This is a genomic window from Photobacterium sp. AWH4_225 (assembly GCF_056158405.1).
The window spans coordinates 580,909-597,882 of the sequence record NZ_JBSWTF010000004.1; the positions used below are offsets into that span (position 1 = coordinate 580,909).

Below are 16,974 nucleotides of genomic sequence, written 5' to 3' on the forward strand. Positions count from 1 at the left end.
CACCAACAACTGACTCGTGTCGCAAAGTGTAGTTGTCTGTTACTGCCTCAAAAACCATACACTGACTCACGAGTGAGACAGCTCGCTCAAGGGTAAGAAAAGTCCTAATCTGCTAGTACTAGTAAGGGATGCAATTGACTATGGGAACAACAGAAAATGATTCTAGTAAAGAGAGTGTTGCGTATAGAGGAGCGGTCGCGAAAGTAAATCATTGTCAAAGAGCAGGACTTTTTGCGTCGATTAATTACAATTAATAAGTTAATGAATACTTTCTTAGGGAATGAGTATGAACACTCAGAAGCTTGTTTTGTCTGTTGCAGGGATGCTAATTACCTTCCCAACGCTTGCCGTTGGTGTCTCTGAATGGCTCCACTGCCCAATCATTGAATTGATGTACTAAGCCTGTACTTAGCGTTATCAACCGGACAGCAGAACCTATTCAAGGTTATCAAGACCCAATCAATGCAGATTTTTTGTCTTCAATAGTCAGAGTACGGATAGGTTTTGCTGGCGAGCCCACACATACCGTATTGGCTGGCAAATCTTTCGTTACCACACTTCCTGCACCAACTACCACGTTGTCACCAATAGTCACCCCCGGGCAGACGGTCACATTGGCTCCAAACCAAACGTCGTTGCCGATGGTGATCTCTTTTGCAAATTCTTCACCGGAAGCACGCTCGACGGGATCTAACGGATGACCAGCAGTGGCAATCACTACGCCCGGAGCCAGTAAGCAGTTATCACCAATATTGATCGGTGCACAATCTAGGATGGTACAACCGTGGTTAGCATAAAAGCCCTTACCCACTTTTAGATTGTAGCCATAATCGCAATTAAACGGTGACTCGATCCATGCATCAGTTTCTTTGCCCAACAACTCATTGATTAATGCCTGACGGGCATCTTTTTCTGTAGGGCATGTTTGGTTTAGCGCGAAGCAAAGCTTCTTTGCTTTTTGGCGGTCTGCGACAAGCTCTTCATCCCAAGCTTGATACATTTCACCCGTGATCATCTTCTGTTTTTCGGTTAAAGCCATGTTGGATCTGCACCTTATCAATCCGGCAACGCCAGTAAAAAAGAAGCCAATATTATTCCCTAGGGATATTCCTTTTGCTGCTTTTACGCTGTTTTACGTTGCTAAAAACTCGTGCAGATCACATTCGGCGTTAACGCTTGGGAAAGTTCCCATTCCATGTAAAAGCTAGGTAAATATTCAATAACCGTCCATTCACCGAGCAACTAAATCTTTCCTTACTGATAACTAGCACAAACTTGCCTCTACAACCCAAAGTAAACTCCACACCATCCCCTAAACCAACCCTCTAACCAAGAGTAACCCGTGGTTTTGTATTGATAACCTAGTTAGAAATATCGAAGAACGTGAAGTAAGGCATGTTTTATCGCGAGTAAATCCACAATGAAATCGCTGACATTTTATTGGAATTTTGAAGCATGCCTAGTTTTATTGACATTTTGCATGACAAATATCAAAGCCCGAAAAATCATTTCTGCATTCTTCAAAAGAAGATAAAAAGATGCTCGTTTTTCTTTATTTAAGCGAAAAGTGAGAATGTTTTTCTCCAGCAGCTAGCACTATTATGCCTGCACAAAGTTTCCAACTATTAGGTACTTGGTGCTGCATTTCAATTTTGATTTCAAATACATCAAGCACTTAAGCCACAAAGTAATAATAATAAACCCTACATGGAGTAGCTATGAGCACGCAAACAGAAACCCTTATCGATACCCCCGAACATCTCCCTCCGCATATAAAAGCAGGCATGACCGAATCGGAATGGAAACAAGCCATCAAGTTCGACAGTGTGGATATCGGCTGGGTCGTCATGAGTATCGGTATGGCCATCGGCGCAGGGATTGTATTCTTGCCCGTACAGGTCGGTATCATGGGCATTTGGGTATTTCTCCTCTCTTCTATCATTGGCTATCCAGCCATGTACCTGTTCCAAAAACTCTTTATTAATACCCTTGCCGAATCAAAAGAATGTACCGACTATCCGGCTATCATTTCTGGTTACCTCGGAAAGAACTGGGGCATTGCCCTCGGGGTACTTTACTTCATCATGCTGGTGATTTGGGTGCTAGTCTATTCGCTGGCCGTCACTAACGACAGCTCTTCCTACCTTCACTCCTTCGGTGTCACCGAGGGCTATCTGAATGAAAATGTCTTCTACGGGTTGGGCTTGATCTGCGCACTGTCATTCATAGGCAGTAAAGGTGAGAAACTACTGTTCAAACTATCCGGTTTTATGGCTGTCACCGTACTATCGCTAGTTGCGGTAATGGGTTTGCTACTGGTCGCTCGCTGGGACTTCAACAATATCCCTGCTGTCGGCGAGTTTCTGCCAATGCTCAAAGATGCCATCATCACACTGCCATTCACCCTAACCTCAATCCTGTTTATCCAGTCTTTGAGCCCGATGGTGATCTCATACCGCTCGCATGAGAAGTCCATCGAGGTAGCGCGCTACAAAGCAACCCGAGCCATGAAAGTTGCCTTCAGCATTCTATTTGTAATTGTGTTCTTCTTCGCTATCTCGTTCACCTTTGCCATCAGCCAAGATCAAGCGATGGATGCAATGAACAAGAACGTCTCTGCACTGGCTATCATCGCTCATTACTACTCAGGCAGTTGGGCGACAGTGGCTGGTATCGTGATAAACATCTTTGCAGTAGTGACGTCATTCTTCGGGGTGTTCCTTGCTTTCCGAGAAGCATGTAAAGGCTTGGCAATGAACGTTTTGCTTCGTAAGTACAAAGAAGAAGAAATCAACAAGGAATGGGTAAACAAAGGTGTTATCACCTTCATTATCCTACTGGCATGGTCAGCGATTGCCCTGAATGCACCTATTCTGTCGTTCACTTCTATCTGTAGCCCAGTATTCGGCTTGGTTGGGTGCTTGATCCCGGCATACCTTGTGTACAAAGTACCATCGCTGCACAAGTACAAAGGCCCAGCAACATATATGATTATCGCGACAGGTATCTTGCTGTGTATCTCACCAATCTTGGCTTTCATCTGATTTAACTTATCTTATTTTCACAAACCCACAAGCCCACAACTGCTAACACGCATTGTGGGCTTCTATTTGCCTCCTGCCCAATCTCGACACAGCATCCAAAATTACAAGCACGTTTTCACCGCCTAACAAAAACAAGCTGAGGTGACTCGCACAACGCAAATTTGCTCATTTTTCACACAGGCAGATATAGCATCTACCGCAAAGGATGAAAAACAGCTTTACCAGACAATTCCTTCACACTTCCCGCCTCAGGTAGACTGTTTAACCATTAACCCCCATGAATTTAGTTATTCAAACCACTCCAGCAGACCTAACCCATCCCCAAAGATCACTTTATAGTTAGTGAGTTACACAGTTTGTGCTCGCAAATGGGACAACTCATACCTATGACGCTCATGCACACTCCTAAGTCATGTTGAGCGATACCGTCAACATCAGAAGTCACACAGGACCGGCATGGAATAGCACAACACAGAGACTGAAATCTGGATAAAAGGAATAATGACATGTTGAAAAAGCAATCTCTCGTTGCCTTGATCGGGTGCGCAATAACAACTAGCAGTTTTGCAATGACCATCCAACCAGACCCCGACACGCCAGGAGGCTATCTCGTATTGCGCGCCGATGTGTTAGCGGCTGAGCAAGCTAAAACCGCTGATCCTATGTACGCGGTATGGGCTGATGCCCTCCGAACCTTATCGAATAACAAGGTAGAAGCGATACAACCGGGCCTGGCAAGCAACCCAGCTAACGTCATTCGTGCTGAAAAAGTGTTCCCCGAATCTGAATGGAACTATCTCACGCAGATGGCTGCGCCCGAATACACCTACACCCGCTTCCTAAGAGCGATTGGTAAGTTCCCAGCGTTCTGTGGCGAGTACACAGACGGAAGAGATGCCGACGCTATCTGCAAGAAATCAATCATTACGGCCTTTGCCCATTTTGCGCAAGAAACCGGTGGCCATATTGCGGTTGATAACACTTGGGATAATCCGAAAGGTTTAGAAGAGTGGCAACAGGCACTGGTACATGTTCGCGAAATGGGATGGTCTGAAGGTCAGCCTGGCTACACTACAGGGTGTGGTCAAAACGATTGGCAAAATAAGAAGTGGCCATGTGCAGCTGGCCAAGGCTATTTTGGTCGCGGTGCCAAACAGCTTTCTTATCATTTCAACTATGGTGCTTTCTCGGAAGTGATGTTTGATGGTGATGCCACGGTTCTATTGAATAACCCAGGACTGGTTGCCGATTCATGGTTGAACTTGGCCTCGGCTATTTGGTTTTTCCTGACGCCGCAGGCACCTAAACCCGCAATGCTCCATGTGATAGACCGAACATGGAGCCCATCGCAGCTGGAAAAAGATGCCGGTATTGGTTATGGCTTTGGTACGACAATCAATATCATCAATGGCGGTATTGAGTGCGGTGAACACAACAAGGACAAAGGTCAACCGGTCAACCGTATCCGCTACTGGGAAGGGTTATCTAGCTTTTACCAAATCCCAATCCCGAGCGACGAGAAAAACACCTGCTGGCAGCAAACCCCTTATGGCAGCCTAAACCTACAAGGTGCGGCCGATGTCCTGTACACCAACTGGGACGGCGATTGGTCATATCATGCTGACCGGCCTGGAGGCGTGTCGTTTGAATGTAAACTGGTTGGTTACCAAACGGCATATTCGGCCTTGGTAGAGGATGATTACGAGAAATGTGTTGCCAACCTCTATGAATCACACGCTAGCTGGCCGAAAGTCAAAGTGGTTGATACCTTGGGCCCGATAGATCCGCCCACCGAACCGCCAGTGGGTGGTGCTCACCCTGCTTGGGATGCATCTAAAGTCTATTTAGCAGGAGATAAAGTTAGCTATAAAGGTGCAAGCTATGAAGCTAAATGGTGGTCACAAGGCAACGAGCCGACAAAAGGCGATCCCTGGAAAAAGATTTAATCTCTTTCTAAGCTCTAGCGAAGTTTGACCGAAGAATTATTAAATAAGCAAACGCCCACCTTTATGAAATCACTTCAAAATGGTGGGCGCTCTAATTCAAGCTACTGCTGAGTGAATTAGCCTTTTACCGCAATCACTTCGATTTCAACCTTGGCATCAAGCGGTAAGCGCGCCACTTCCACACAGCTGCGAGCCGGACAGTTGTCACCAAAGAATGCCGCATAGACTTCATTCACTGTGGCAAAGTCATTCAAATCTTTGACAAATACGGTCGCCTTTACGATATCTGCTTTTGTCATGCCGGCTTCGTTCACAATCGCTTCTACATTAGCCAATGATTGCTTCGCCTGCTCTGCCACGTCTTCAGGCATAGTATTTGTTTCTGGGTTCAACGGAAGCTGGCCTGATGTGATCAGCATATTGCCGAAGTGCTTACCTTGTACATACGGGCCGACTGCTGCAGGGGCATTCACGGTATTGATTGTTTGAGTCATTGTTTATTTCCTTGTTTACGGTATCGAGCTTATCAGCAATATCATTTCCAATTCTGATAACCCCTCAATCTTGAATAGAAATATACACGGCAATAAGGAGAAATTATTTTCTATGTTTTCTGCAATTACCCGTAATGATGGAATAATTTTCTCTGTGGCTTGCAAAGTACTAGCAATATTTGAGTATGAGTATCCATATAAAACGACTAACCGCTAGTCGGCACTAAACTGGGCTCGAAACCAGTTTCTCAATGCTAGTACACTTTCCTCTTTGAGCTTTTCCGGCAGGCAGACAAAATAGAATTCCTGATATGGGTTCAATACTGGCTCTCCAACCTGTACCAACATATTGTGCTTGATATCATCCCTAACAAACTGCTTGTGGGTAATGAGCACCCCCAACCTTCTTATCGTTGCCTGAACAGCTTGCACCGATGCGGTAAAGGTTAAGTTTTTCTGTTGGCTCGGCACCGCTAGATGGTAATGATCGCACCATACTTGCCAGTCATTTTGCCGTCGTGGATTGGTCGCAAAAATCGCTGGATACTTTGACAATAACTGCTGAGGTGTCGCCTGTTGGTTTCCTTCCAGTAGGTGCGGACTGCACACCATAATAAGTTCATCATCGCCGAGCTTTTCACAGTAATAATCCTGCCACTCATCGGTCTTACCATGCAGTAAAGCCACATCAACGCCCTCTCTCTCCAAATCAAAGGCATGAATGATATTGGAGATACGGATATCGATATTAGGGGCGTATTCGTTGAAGTCCGGAACACGGGGAATCCACCAGTGCAAGGCCAAGGAATTAACCATGTTCAACGTAATACGGTTACTTGGCTTCTTGCGGGCTATCGCCTCACTGGCTTCAACGATTTGAGCCAAAGCCGGAGCAACCTTGCGGTAGTACTTGCGGCCAACCGGATTCAATTCAACCCGACGTCCTACCCTACGGAATAAACTGACATCAAGCTGGGATTCCAATGCCTTGATCGCTTGACTGACAGCCGAGTGGCTAACGCTTAACACCTCGGCAGCATCTGTCATGCTGCCGGTTTTCGCGACGGCAACAAAAGCATAAATTGACTTAAGTGGGACCAGCTTTCTCATATGTAAGTTTTTCTAACAGTTTTGGTCAGTATTACTCGCTTTTTTCCTCGATACAAGCAACCTAAAATCAAACCATACAAAACTCTAGTGTCTTCATCACTCTCAAAGACATTCAGAGCATTTAACCCCAGCCGCAGTAAATATCTCTGCAAACCCATGCCTTCACCAAATAGGAGTTCACATTCATGCCGACAGACCTCAGGCCCGTAATTTTTATGCTTATCTCCACTTTCAGCCTGTCGTTTAATGGCCTTATGGGAAAATTACTGACAGAGAGTTTCAGTACCGAAGTACTCGGTTTCTTGAGATTCTTTCTGCCTGCTAGCATTATGTTACTCATGCTAAAAAGTTCTGGCTGGGTAATACCAAATAAGCACAACAGCCGACCAATTATCATCCGAGCCTTATGCGTTGTCGGCAGCCAGCTCTGTTTTCTCATCGCATTAAATGAACTGACCTTGGTCGAAAGCGTGGTGCTATTCAGCACCGGGCCATTGTTCATTCCTGTGTTAGAAAAACTGATGTACCGGACGCCGATTCAAGGCCTCACTCTCGCCTGCCTAGCCATGACTTTTTGTGGAGTATTGCTACAAGCAGGTAACCCTGCAGGCATCGAAATAAGGCCTGAGCTGCTCATTGGTTTAGCTGCCGGCGGGTTCAATGCCCTCTCACAAGTCACTTTGTTTAAGGGAGCAAAGTCTGATCTACCACCAGCGGCCCTAAATGGATGGTGCTTTATGTTGGCTGCAATCATCATATTTCCTGTCGCGACGGTGAGAGTTTTCACAACTGACAGTTTGCTGATTGCCTCCAATCCTTTTGATACCAATATGCTTCTGGTACTACTCATTACACTGGCTATAAGCATCGTCAGCACCCAAATGTTCCGCGCAAAAGCCTATAAATTGGTATCAACAGGCTCTCAGCTGGCCCCTTTGATTTTTACCAATTTACTGTTTGCGCTGATTTGGCAAGTCAGCTTTTTCAATGAAACATTGGAGACCAATAAAGTCATCGGGATCAGTCTTATCGTACTCGCGACCATCATCAATACCTTTGGACCTAAGTGGATACATCAACAAAGTGCGGCAGCACATTAACCCCCGATTACCTCTCCATTACTCCCAAAAAAAGAAAATCCCCGATTGGGGATTTTCTTTTTTTGCTATGTCTAGGGGCTATACCTCAACGGCATCTACTCACCATAGATATCGAAGCTGAAGTATTTTGCGGCAATCTTGTCGTATGTGCCATTGGCTCTAATCGTCGCAATCGCCTGGTTAAACTTCTCAGCAAGCGCCTTGTCATTCTTGCGCAGCGCTAAAGCGGTACCTTCACCAATGTAAGAAGGATCAGTAACTGCCTCTCCCACAAACTCAAAACCTTGGCCCTGCTCTTTTTCTAAGAATGCCAAAGCAAGCTGATCCGAGTTACCAAATACCGCATCCAAACGACCGCTCTGCAGATCAAGATACACTTCATCCTGCCCGTTATAGCGGCGGATATTAGCCACATCGCCAAATTTATCGGTGACATAGCGATCATGGATAGTCCCCAGCTGAACACCAATTCTCTTACCCTCTAAGCCTTGTTCGCTAATAGTGATACCTGCATCAGAACCTGCTACGAAACGGGCTGGGGTTTGATAGTACTTATCGGTAAACAGCACGCGTTGCTTACGTTCATCAGTAATACGCATTGAAGCCATGATCACATCTGACTTTCGTGCCAGCAGTGATGGGATCAGTCCATCCCAACTCTGTGATACCCACTCACAGTTCAGTTTTGCTTCTGCACAAAGCGCATCGGCAATCTCGATATCAAACCCTTTCGGCGTCCCCGATGCATCTTTGTAATTGAATGGTGGGTAAGTGAAATCCGAAGCCAGCCGAACAGGCTTTTGCGCTGCTAGTGCTGAACCCGATACGATTCCCGAGACCAGAGAAGCCATTACTAGAGCCAATGTCATTGTTTTCTTCATCATAAGTTCCTTTTATATTTTCTCTGCTTCCATCTCTTTTAGGGCAAGAAGCGTTTCACTCATACTGTCTTTAGAGCCAATAGTGATCCTTACACAGTTGGACAATGCTGGCTCATGTACCTGATTTCGGGTAATGATCCCCTTGCTGCAAAGGTATTGATACATACAAGTGGGAGTATTGAACTTCACCAACACGAAGTTAGTTGATGAGCAAAAGACCTGTTCAACAATCTCAAGCTGATTGAGCTCGCCTGCAAACCATTCCCTTACCGTAATTAGCTCATCCGTTTGGGCATTCATCTGCTTGATGCCTTTCTCCGTCAATGCGGAAAGTGCGACTTCAGCGGTTGGATCGGCTATAGGATAAGGGGCAATTAACCGCGTCACCAAATCCATCACACTCTCATCGGCCAGCAAGAAGCCACACCGTATTGAAGCAAGGCCAAATGCTTTTGACAGGGTTCTTATTACCACCAGATTAGGGTACTGATTGATAAGCCCAACAACTGTCGATTGCGGCGCAAACTCAATATAGGCCTCATCAACCACAACCAGTGCTTTATCTTTCGCGGATTCCAATAATGAAATGATATCAGCCTGAGAAATGATATTACCCGTTGGGTTATTGGGCGAGCACAAGAACAAGATATTCACATCATCTAGCTGTGCATTTATCGCCGCCATGTCTAGCTGAAAACTAGGCAGAAGAGGCACCTTGATAGTTTCAGCAGCAATGGAGTCGGCACAGAATTCATACATCGCGTAGGTCGGAGGGCACACCATGATTTTATCAACACCTGGCTGGCAGAATGTTCTTACCAACAGATCGATAGCCTCGTCCGCCCCTCGAACGGCAACAGCATTGCACCCAATGGCTTCGGTATGAGTTTGGCAATATTCCAAATACGCACTGGCTAGCTGATCGGGCAAAAAATCGGGATAACGCTGGTAATCACCTTGCTGTCCTTCATACCGACAACTGGATTCCAGCTCGTTGGCATTCAACCACAAATGACCGTTCCCCCCAATTCGCCGTGCCGATTGGTAGGGTATGAGCTTTTTTATAGCGTCAGGCGCAATTTTGTCGGCCAGTGATTTCATCTAATGACTCCATTCATGAAAATGCTTCAATAAATTCAACCAAAGAAGCATAAATAATCATAATTTTAGAATTTAAAATCATTATATGCAGTTTCTTCTTGATAAAGGAATCGATAAATCGGCATACTAGCCATGAAAAAACCTCATAGCTTAAAAAGGATTTAGCCAATGAAGGATTTACCTACAACCAAAGAGCTGACGGCTTTTCTGGTGACTTCCAAAACGCTCAGCTTCACCAGAGCTGCCGAGGAGCTCAATCTCACCCAAGGCGCTATCAGCCGGCAGATCATAGCGTTGGAGAATAGGCTGCAGATCCCTTTATTCCAACGCCAAGCTAGGGGGTTAGCACTTACCGACAAGGGAAAGGAATTTCTCCCTCTCATTGAAAAAGCGGTCAATCAAATCCAGCATGCGGTGACAAAAGTCCGTGCCGATGAGAACCTGATAAAGTTAAAAGCACCAAGCTGCATCACAACTTGGCTGTTACCCAAACTGATGGCCTTTCAACAAGCCCACCCCGAGATTGATGTCGAACTGACATCCGCCATCAACCACAGTGTAAATTTCTCGACTGAGCCCTTTAATGCCGCCATATGCTACGGACACGCACCCCATTCTGCAGAACTGACTTCTAACTTATTGTTCGAGGAAATCCTCGCGCCCATGTGTTCATCAAAGATGATTACGGGTAATGAAGAGGAGATGTCTGCCGATGCAATGAGCCAATACACTTGGCTGCATGCAACACCAGATAGAAGCGATTGGAAGTTATGGCTAAACAAAACAGATAATGCCCATTCATCGCTTGCCAGCCAGAACCAGCACTTTGCCACACTCGATCTGGCCGTTAGCGCATCTTTACAAGGGTTCGGTATTGCAATCGGTGATGTCACCCTCGCAAAACCAGATTTAGACAGCCAGCGTCTGGTGATGCCCAATACGAAAACAGTCGCTTCAGGTAAAGGCTATTACTTGGTGTATCCGGATAACCAGCAATCAGCGGCAATGAAGCTATTGATAATGTGGCTGATTGAACAATAAAAAACAGCCACATGCAGTGGCTGTTTTAAGCATTTGAGCAATGCTTGGAACTAGGCGGTTTGCTTAACGGGTACCTGCTTTTCTTGATCGCCTTCTTTGGCATAACGGTTAGCCAAAATAGCGCAGTAGAAGATCTGGATCTGGTGGTAGAACATAATCGGTAGCAGCATCATGCCCAGCATAGGGTTTGCACCGAAAATTACTTTTGCCATCGGTACACCAGCTGCCAGCGTTTTCTTGGTTCCGCAAAATACTGCGGCAATTTCATCTTCACGGCTGAAGCCTGCCTTGCGGGCGATCCACTGCATACTGTGTACTACCACAAGCAGAATGACTGTCGTAGCAAATAAGGTCATCGCCAAGGTGCTGAGGGCAAAATCAGTCCAGATACCATCTTTAACCGAATCACTGAAAGCATTAAATACAATCAACAGGATCACCCACTTGTCGATTTTGTTGATAATGGACTTACGTTTTTCCAGCAACTTGAGCAGCACGGGCCTCAGCAGTTGGCCGACAACCATAGGTAGCAGCAACATGGAAGAGATTGAAACCACCGTATCGATAATGTCCATCTCGACACCATCCATGCCCATGAACCATTGGATCAACAGCGGAGTAATCAGTACGCCGAGCACACTGGACAGAGACGCATTGAAAATCGCTCCCGGTACATTGCCCTTGGCCGCACTGGTCATTGCCACTGATGATGAAATAGTACTTGGCAACACAAACAGATAGCAAAAACCAAAAGCCAGCGCTGCAGGCATCATGGCATGGAACACATTACCAAAAATCAGCCAGAGCAAAGGGTAGGCAATAAACGTCGCGCTCTGGACAAAAATATGCAGTTTCCAGTTGGTGATACCCGCTTTTATCGCTTGCGGCGATAAGCCAATGCCGTGGAGGAAGAAAATAATGGCAATACCAATAGCAGTCACTTGATCCAAATGCAGCAAACCACCTGACTGACCGACAGAGGGCATTAGTGCAGCCAACGCAACTGCTGACAACATCCCCGTAAGGAACCATTCTTTCTTGAAGTAATTTATGACTTTTTTGAACACTATTTTCACCTTCATATACCCATCTTATGCCCCATCAAGTTAAAAATGAGGGCAGGCAGCTACCATCCATTGGCAATCTAGGTCTATTAGGATACGCTGGTCTTGATTTCCTGCTATCGCAAGGAAGATAACTTTTATCGATAACAGGACAAACTAGCCCACTATTTTCCCGTATAAAAGCGGTAGCCCTAACATCGAATCATTTATGGGACCGTAAAGGCAGCCAAACATGAACAAGCAAGTCGGCATGAACAAGCAGGTAAGCAAAGTCAACCAAAGGCAACATCGGCATGTACCTTCCTTGTCAGTGCTGCCCCGCCCCGTTTATGCCCGTGTCGAAAACTGGCAACAGTCCGGCAGTCAAACCCACTGGCATACCCATAACTGGGGGCAGTGGTCTTATGCGGTAGAAGGGATGCTTATTGTCCATACCCGCCAGGGCCAGTATGTCGCCCCGCCACAGTTTGCAATTTGGATTCCCGAAGGCGTCGAACACAAGGTGATTTCAAACGGCGCGGCACAAATGCGCAGCCTGTATATAGAAACCAGCGCTCTATCACACACTCCATGGGCAGAACCAAGAGTTTGCAGCATTACCCCATTGGTGCGTGAGCTAACCCTGCAATTTTGTGCGCTTCCAGCCGACTACAATTGTGATAGCGCTGATGGCCGTTTGGCTCAGGTTCTCATTGATCAGATTGCCTGCTTACCTACGGCCTCTACCCAGTTGACTATGCCGAGCGATAAGCGCCTTGTGGCCATTGCAGAGCTTCTCCAACATCATCCTGATGAGCAAAGGGATATCGAGCAACTGGGTGAGTTGGTTGGGCTATCTGGCCGAAGCGTTAGCCGGCTTTTCAAACAACAAACCGGGCTAACCTTCCAGCAATGGCGGCAGCGGGCCAGGTTACTCGAAGCATTAAATAGGCTTGAATCTGGCTGTCCAGTAACCCAAGTCTCGATTGAGTGCGGTTACGATTCTGTTTCTGCTTTTGTTTCCATTTTCAAAAAGCAGTTTGGTGATACACCGGGGAAATACTTGCGCAAGGAGTAGCCCCCTCAACACCACCAACTAGTGAAATCCAGCTATCCGTATTAGTCTTTATAGACCTTATTGTAAAAGGCGTACGTGATGACAACCAGCAAGGAAATCCATTGGCCTGAGTATTACCACCCCAAGAATGCTCAGCTTCATGTCAGAAACGAAACGCTGATCCCTGCGCAAGCCGATGCCATCTGGTCTAGTCTCACCCACGCTCCTTGTTGGCCGCAGTGGGGACGTGCCCAGACTTCAGTGCAAATCCTCAATGGTGATGGTGTTGAATTGCATAAAGGCAGCATCTTCCGCTGGAGAGCAAGAACACTCCATTTTGATTGCACCGTGGTTGAATTTATCCCCCATGAGAGGCTAGCCTGGAAAGGAAAATGCGGTGATGTCGACATGTACCACGCATGGCTCATTGAACCCACCGATGAAGGCTGCCTTATCCTCACCGAATCAACCCAGCGCGGCGGCATGACATGGCTCACCAAATATTTCACCAGCAGGAACATCCAATCCTACCACCGGCGGTGGCTTGCCGAGCTGAAGAAACAGCCAGAATGTAAAAAACAACAAAAGCCTTCGTCTTAGTCTTAACCTTCTTGAACGATCACTCAAAATAAATTTGAACAATCATTCAAAGCCACTTATATTAAAAACCAAATAAACGGCAACCTGCCGCGATTTCGTTAGAGAGACCACCATGACTGCATCTACTATCCATATAGCTAAAGCACCTCTCGATGGTGATTTCGAGCCATTCGCTTGGCAGAAAAAGTGAGACTAAACATGGCAGAGAAAATTAAACTCGACATTATTTCCGACGTGGTTTGCCCCTGGTGCCTTGTCGGCTACAAACATCTTGAGGCAGCCATCAATGAGCTGGGTCTTCAAGACCGCATCGACATTGAATGGCAACCGTTTGAACTTAACCCGGATATGCCGCCTGAAGGTGAAAACCTCCGTGAACACGTTGCGCGGAAGTACGGCTCAACAGCGGAGGACAGCCAAAGAGCACGTGAAAGAATTGCCAAGCTGGGTGCTGAGCACGGATTCATTTTCAACTACTTTGATGAAATGAAAATGGTCAACACCTTGGATGCCCACATCATGCTGGAATTTGCCAAGGAATATGACAAGCAGACAGAGCTGAAAATGCGTTTGTTCAACGCCTTTTTCAGTGAGAAAAAAGATATTTCAGACAGGCAGGTATTGCTTGAAGAGGTAGCAACCGTTGGCTTGGACAAACAAGCTGCTCAATTAAGGCTGGAAGATACAGCATACCGTGATGAAATCCGTTCGGTAGAAGTAGAGTGGCAGCAACTGGGCGTCACCGCAGTACCAACGGTTGTCTTCAACCGTAGCAGCGCATTAACCGGAGCCCAAGAGGTCGAAACCTATAAGCAGGTGCTACTTGAATTGGTTAACGAACAAGCTACATAGAAAAAGATTTTGCACAGAGCTGGATTGGATATAAATCATATCATTTCAGCTCTATCCTACTCCTTGCCGTATTTAACAACAGCTCATAGAAATATCTTGCTGCCGGTCCGGTTTTCACACCTTTGGGCAGTGTCAGGTGCAGTGGAACTTGGTAACGTTCAGCGTTTTCGATAGAGAGAACTTTAATGCGTTCATCCGCTCGGCTTTTCACAATGTGTTCTGGTAAGCGACAGAACCCTACTCCCTGCTCTACAGCCAAAAAGGCATGGTCAAAATTATCGACAGTAATCCGCTGCCGCGACTTTAGCCAACCTATATCTTGCTTAGTGTTCTTGTCGCTTTCCCCGCCCAGATCACGGATAACTATCTGGCTCGTAGAAGCCAACTCGCTAAAGCAAAGAGACTCTCTTTGTGACAAAGGGTGATGAGCAGCAACCACCGGGACCATGGTCGTCATCCCAAAAGCCTCAGCCGGATAGTTGGTAATCGGGATATTAATAATGGCAATATCTGCTTGCTCTCCAGTGACCATTTGCTTTGTTTTCGACAATGAAGTTTCAACAACCTGAATCGATGTCGTACTGTTCTGTGCCAAGAATGCGGCCATAGGTTGATAGAGCCAGGTCGGGTCACAAAGGTGGTCAATCGCAATAGTTATTTCAGATTCGATGCCCCTTGAAAGTTGCTCGCTCATTTCTTCCAGCTCACGGGCCTGCTCTAACATGGCATTGGCCCTACGTAGCAGCGACTTACCTTCTTCGGTCAGAACCGCTCTTCGTTTTTGCACTTCAAGCAATGATACCCCGAGCTGTTGCTCAAGCTTTTTTACTGCGTAAATCAGCGTGGTGTGGCTTTTGTTCATGCTTGTGGCCGCAGCTTGTATGCTGCCAGCACGTTCAATTTCCAACAGTGTCTGCCATTGATCAAGGGTGGTCTTTAATCTCATTGGTCTAAATATTCCACAGTAAACCGCAACATTATGAACTTTTCTGTTTATTTTATATAGACAAGAATAGGCCCATACCAAACAGACAAGCCAAATTTTGTTGCTTCCTATAATGAGTGTGGAGAAAACCATGGCGAAATTACTACAGGTTGATTTTGAGTTTAAAGGCCCGTTCGGTGATGAAATGGCAACAGCCTTGGTAGGGCTTGCCGAGTCGATTAACCAAGAACCGGGGATGATCTGGAAAATCTGGACCGAAAGTGAAAAAGACCAATTAGGAGGTGGTATCTATCTGTTCGAAGACGAAGCAAGTGCACAGTCTTACCTTGAGATGCACACGGCACGTTTGCAGCAAATGGGAATAGCAGAGGTTCGTGGGCAGATTTTTGATATCAACCAACCGCTCACCTCAATCAATAAAGGCCCGGTCAATCAGTGAGGCAGCCATGAGCAACAAAACGTTTTTAACCCTACACGGTGCTATCTACTTAATTTTTGCCTTAGCACTGTTCTTTGTACCTAGCCAGATTTGGCCAATGTACGGCGTAGAGATCAATGACCAATATGCGTATTTCCTCTCTCAGCATACGAGCATCTTCCTTGGTGGTATCGCCGCAGTAAGTCTTCTGTTGAGGGATATTGAACCCGGTAATATCGCCAGGAAGCTATTTAGCGCTTTGCTGGTCAACAACGTCCTTGGCGTCATTATCACGGTTTATGCTGGTGTCTCGGGGATATTCGTTGGCTTTGGCTGGAGTGATCCAGCCTTCTTTGCCTTGCTTTCAGTACTAAGTTACTTGCAACTGAAAAAACAGTAATAGTTTTTACGGTATCTACAATACTTAACCCCAGCGATAAGTACTCACTTTATCGCTGGGGCTACATAGACTAAGGTTTAAGCTTTAGCACCTCATCAATATCAATAACATTGTGTCGCTCAGGGACTTGCTCCCACTCTTCGCCCCAGGTTCGGTTGACTATTTTACCTCGCTGTACTGCTGCACGGGCATCAATCTCTTTGGCCCAGCGCAATAAGTGGGTGTATTGCTCAACCTGCAAGAACTCCGCAGCATCATAAAGCTTACCCAGCACCAGGTTGCCGTACCACGGCCAGATAGCCATATCAGCAATGGTATATTCGTCGCCGGCAATGAAGGCGTTTTTGGCCAGCTGTTTATCGAGTACATCAAGCTGACGCTTGGCTTCCATGGTGAAACGATCAATCGGGTATTCAAACTTTGCCGGGGCGTAAGCATAGAAATGACCAAAGCCACCGCCCAAATAAGGTGCTGAGCCCTGCAGCCAGAACAGCCAGTTCATAACCTGGGTCTTGGCAACAGCATCTTGGGGAATAAAATGACCAAACTTCTCGGCAAGGTAAAGCAAGATGCCACCAGATTCGAAGACGTTAATTGGCTTTTCTAACGAGTAGTCAACCAATACGGGAATTTTTGAGTTTGGATTCACCTCAACGAAGCCTGAAGAAAACTGGTCACCCTCACCAATTCTGATCAAATGGGCATCATACTCCGCTTCTGATACTCCAGCAGCCAGCAACTCTTCTAGCATAATTGTCACTTTCTGGCCGTTGGGTGTGCCCATCGAATATAACTGCAAAGGGTGATCACCAACAGGTAAAGCTTGTTCATGCCTTGCACCGGAATCAGGCCGGTTGATGCTCGCCCACTCGCCACCGTTTTCACTGTCGTAAGTCCAAACTTTTGGTGGGGTATATTCTGTACCCATTTGCCGTTCCTCG

Annotated in this window: 16 protein-coding genes and 1 pseudogene; 9 read left to right on the top strand and 8 right to left on the bottom strand. The window is 46.3% G+C overall.

The window, feature by feature from the left end; translation table 11 throughout:
- Positions 1 to 448 precede the first annotated feature (448 nt).
- Complete coding sequence (locus ACXAD4_RS20010) at positions 449 to 1,039, bottom strand: sugar O-acetyltransferase (protein ID WP_475243659.1); 591 nt, start codon at positions 1,037 to 1,039, stop codon at positions 449 to 451.
- A gap of 679 nt (positions 1,040 to 1,718) precedes the next feature.
- Between ACXAD4_RS20010 and ACXAD4_RS20015 the strand changes: the two genes are divergently transcribed.
- Both ACXAD4_RS20015 and ACXAD4_RS20020 read left to right on the top strand, forming a co-directional pair.
- Positions 1,719 to 3,044 (top strand): SLC5/6 family protein, encoded by a 1,326-nt coding sequence (locus tag ACXAD4_RS20015; RefSeq protein ID WP_475243660.1) that lies wholly within the window; start codon positions 1,719 to 1,721, stop codon positions 3,042 to 3,044.
- 506 nt (positions 3,045 to 3,550) lie between these two features.
- Positions 3,551 to 4,978, top strand: a pseudogene (locus tag ACXAD4_RS20020) (chitinase); the annotation flags it as partial.
- Between the two features lie 128 nt (positions 4,979 to 5,106).
- Here ACXAD4_RS20020 and ACXAD4_RS20025 read toward each other — a convergent pair.
- Together ACXAD4_RS20025 and ACXAD4_RS20030 are read right to left on the bottom strand one after the other, a co-directional pair.
- Positions 5,107 to 5,484, bottom strand: coding sequence for a RidA family protein (locus ACXAD4_RS20025; protein ID WP_107297117.1), 378 nt, complete (start codon positions 5,482 to 5,484; stop codon positions 5,107 to 5,109).
- 213 nt (positions 5,485 to 5,697) lie between these two features.
- Positions 5,698 to 6,594, bottom strand: a complete 897-nt coding sequence (locus ACXAD4_RS20030) for a LysR substrate-binding domain-containing protein (RefSeq protein ID WP_475243661.1) — start codon at positions 6,592 to 6,594, stop codon at positions 5,698 to 5,700.
- Positions 6,595 to 6,779: 185 nt separating this feature from the next.
- Here ACXAD4_RS20030 and ACXAD4_RS20035 point away from each other — a divergent pair, with 185 nt between their 5' ends.
- On the top strand, positions 6,780 to 7,694 hold the full coding sequence (locus ACXAD4_RS20035; protein ID WP_475243663.1) for a DMT family transporter: 915 nt from the start codon (positions 6,780 to 6,782) through the stop codon (positions 7,692 to 7,694).
- 95 nt (positions 7,695 to 7,789) lie between these two features.
- On the opposite strand, the gene ACXAD4_RS20040 is transcribed toward ACXAD4_RS20035, so the two are convergent.
- Together ACXAD4_RS20040 and hisC are read right to left on the bottom strand one after the other, a co-directional pair.
- Complete coding sequence (locus tag ACXAD4_RS20040; protein ID WP_475245599.1) at positions 7,790 to 8,545, bottom strand: ABC transporter substrate-binding protein; 756 nt, start codon at positions 8,543 to 8,545, stop codon at positions 7,790 to 7,792.
- A 42-nt stretch (positions 8,546 to 8,587) separates the two neighbouring features.
- Positions 8,588 to 9,676 (bottom strand): histidinol-phosphate transaminase, encoded by a 1,089-nt coding sequence (gene hisC / locus ACXAD4_RS20045; RefSeq protein WP_475243664.1) that lies wholly within the window; start codon positions 9,674 to 9,676, stop codon positions 8,588 to 8,590.
- A 168-nt stretch (positions 9,677 to 9,844) separates the two neighbouring features.
- On the opposite strand from hisC, the gene ACXAD4_RS20050 reads away from it, so the two are divergent.
- Positions 9,845 to 10,717 carry a LysR substrate-binding domain-containing protein gene (locus tag ACXAD4_RS20050; protein ID WP_475243665.1) on the top strand — a complete coding sequence of 291 codons (873 nt, stop codon included), beginning with the start codon at positions 9,845 to 9,847 and terminating at the stop codon, positions 10,715 to 10,717.
- Between the two features lie 50 nt (positions 10,718 to 10,767).
- On the opposite strand, the gene ACXAD4_RS20055 is transcribed toward ACXAD4_RS20050, so the two are convergent.
- Positions 10,768 to 11,784, bottom strand: a complete 1,017-nt coding sequence (locus ACXAD4_RS20055; protein ID WP_475243666.1) for a bile acid:sodium symporter family protein — start codon at positions 11,782 to 11,784, stop codon at positions 10,768 to 10,770.
- 229 nt (positions 11,785 to 12,013) lie between these two features.
- On the opposite strand from ACXAD4_RS20055, the gene ACXAD4_RS20060 reads away from it, so the two are divergent.
- The 3 genes from ACXAD4_RS20060 to ACXAD4_RS20070 all read left to right on the top strand — a co-directional run bounded on the left by ACXAD4_RS20060 (position 12,014) and on the right by ACXAD4_RS20070 (position 14,269).
- A complete protein-coding gene (locus ACXAD4_RS20060) occupies positions 12,014 to 12,838 on the top strand; it encodes an AraC family transcriptional regulator (RefSeq protein WP_475243667.1) in 825 nt (274 codons plus the stop codon).
- A gap of 78 nt (positions 12,839 to 12,916) precedes the next feature.
- Positions 12,917 to 13,417, top strand: coding sequence for an SRPBCC domain-containing protein (locus ACXAD4_RS20065; protein WP_475243668.1), 501 nt, complete (start codon positions 12,917 to 12,919; stop codon positions 13,415 to 13,417).
- Positions 13,418 to 13,615: 198 nt separating this feature from the next.
- Positions 13,616 to 14,269 carry a DsbA family oxidoreductase gene (locus ACXAD4_RS20070; protein ID WP_475243669.1) on the top strand — a complete coding sequence of 218 codons (654 nt, stop codon included), beginning with the start codon at positions 13,616 to 13,618 and terminating at the stop codon, positions 14,267 to 14,269.
- A 40-nt stretch (positions 14,270 to 14,309) separates the two neighbouring features.
- Here the strand turns inward: ACXAD4_RS20070 and ACXAD4_RS20075 are convergent, their stop codons facing one another.
- Positions 14,310 to 15,215, bottom strand: a complete 906-nt coding sequence (locus ACXAD4_RS20075; RefSeq protein WP_475243670.1) for a LysR family transcriptional regulator — start codon at positions 15,213 to 15,215, stop codon at positions 14,310 to 14,312.
- Positions 15,216 to 15,345: 130 nt separating this feature from the next.
- On the opposite strand from ACXAD4_RS20075, the gene ACXAD4_RS20080 reads away from it, so the two are divergent.
- Together ACXAD4_RS20080 and ACXAD4_RS20085 are read left to right on the top strand one after the other, a co-directional pair.
- Complete coding sequence (locus tag ACXAD4_RS20080; RefSeq protein ID WP_475243671.1) at positions 15,346 to 15,654, top strand: monooxygenase; 309 nt, start codon at positions 15,346 to 15,348, stop codon at positions 15,652 to 15,654.
- A gap of 7 nt (positions 15,655 to 15,661) precedes the next feature.
- Positions 15,662 to 16,033, top strand: a complete 372-nt coding sequence (locus ACXAD4_RS20085) for a hypothetical protein (protein WP_475243672.1) — start codon at positions 15,662 to 15,664, stop codon at positions 16,031 to 16,033.
- A 70-nt stretch (positions 16,034 to 16,103) separates the two neighbouring features.
- On the opposite strand, the gene yghU is transcribed toward ACXAD4_RS20085, so the two are convergent.
- Positions 16,104 to 16,961: a glutathione-dependent disulfide-bond oxidoreductase gene (gene yghU, locus ACXAD4_RS20090; protein ID WP_475243674.1), complete on the bottom strand. Its 858-nt coding sequence runs from the start codon at positions 16,959 to 16,961 to the stop codon at positions 16,104 to 16,106.
- Positions 16,962 to 16,974: the final 13 nt, after the last annotated feature.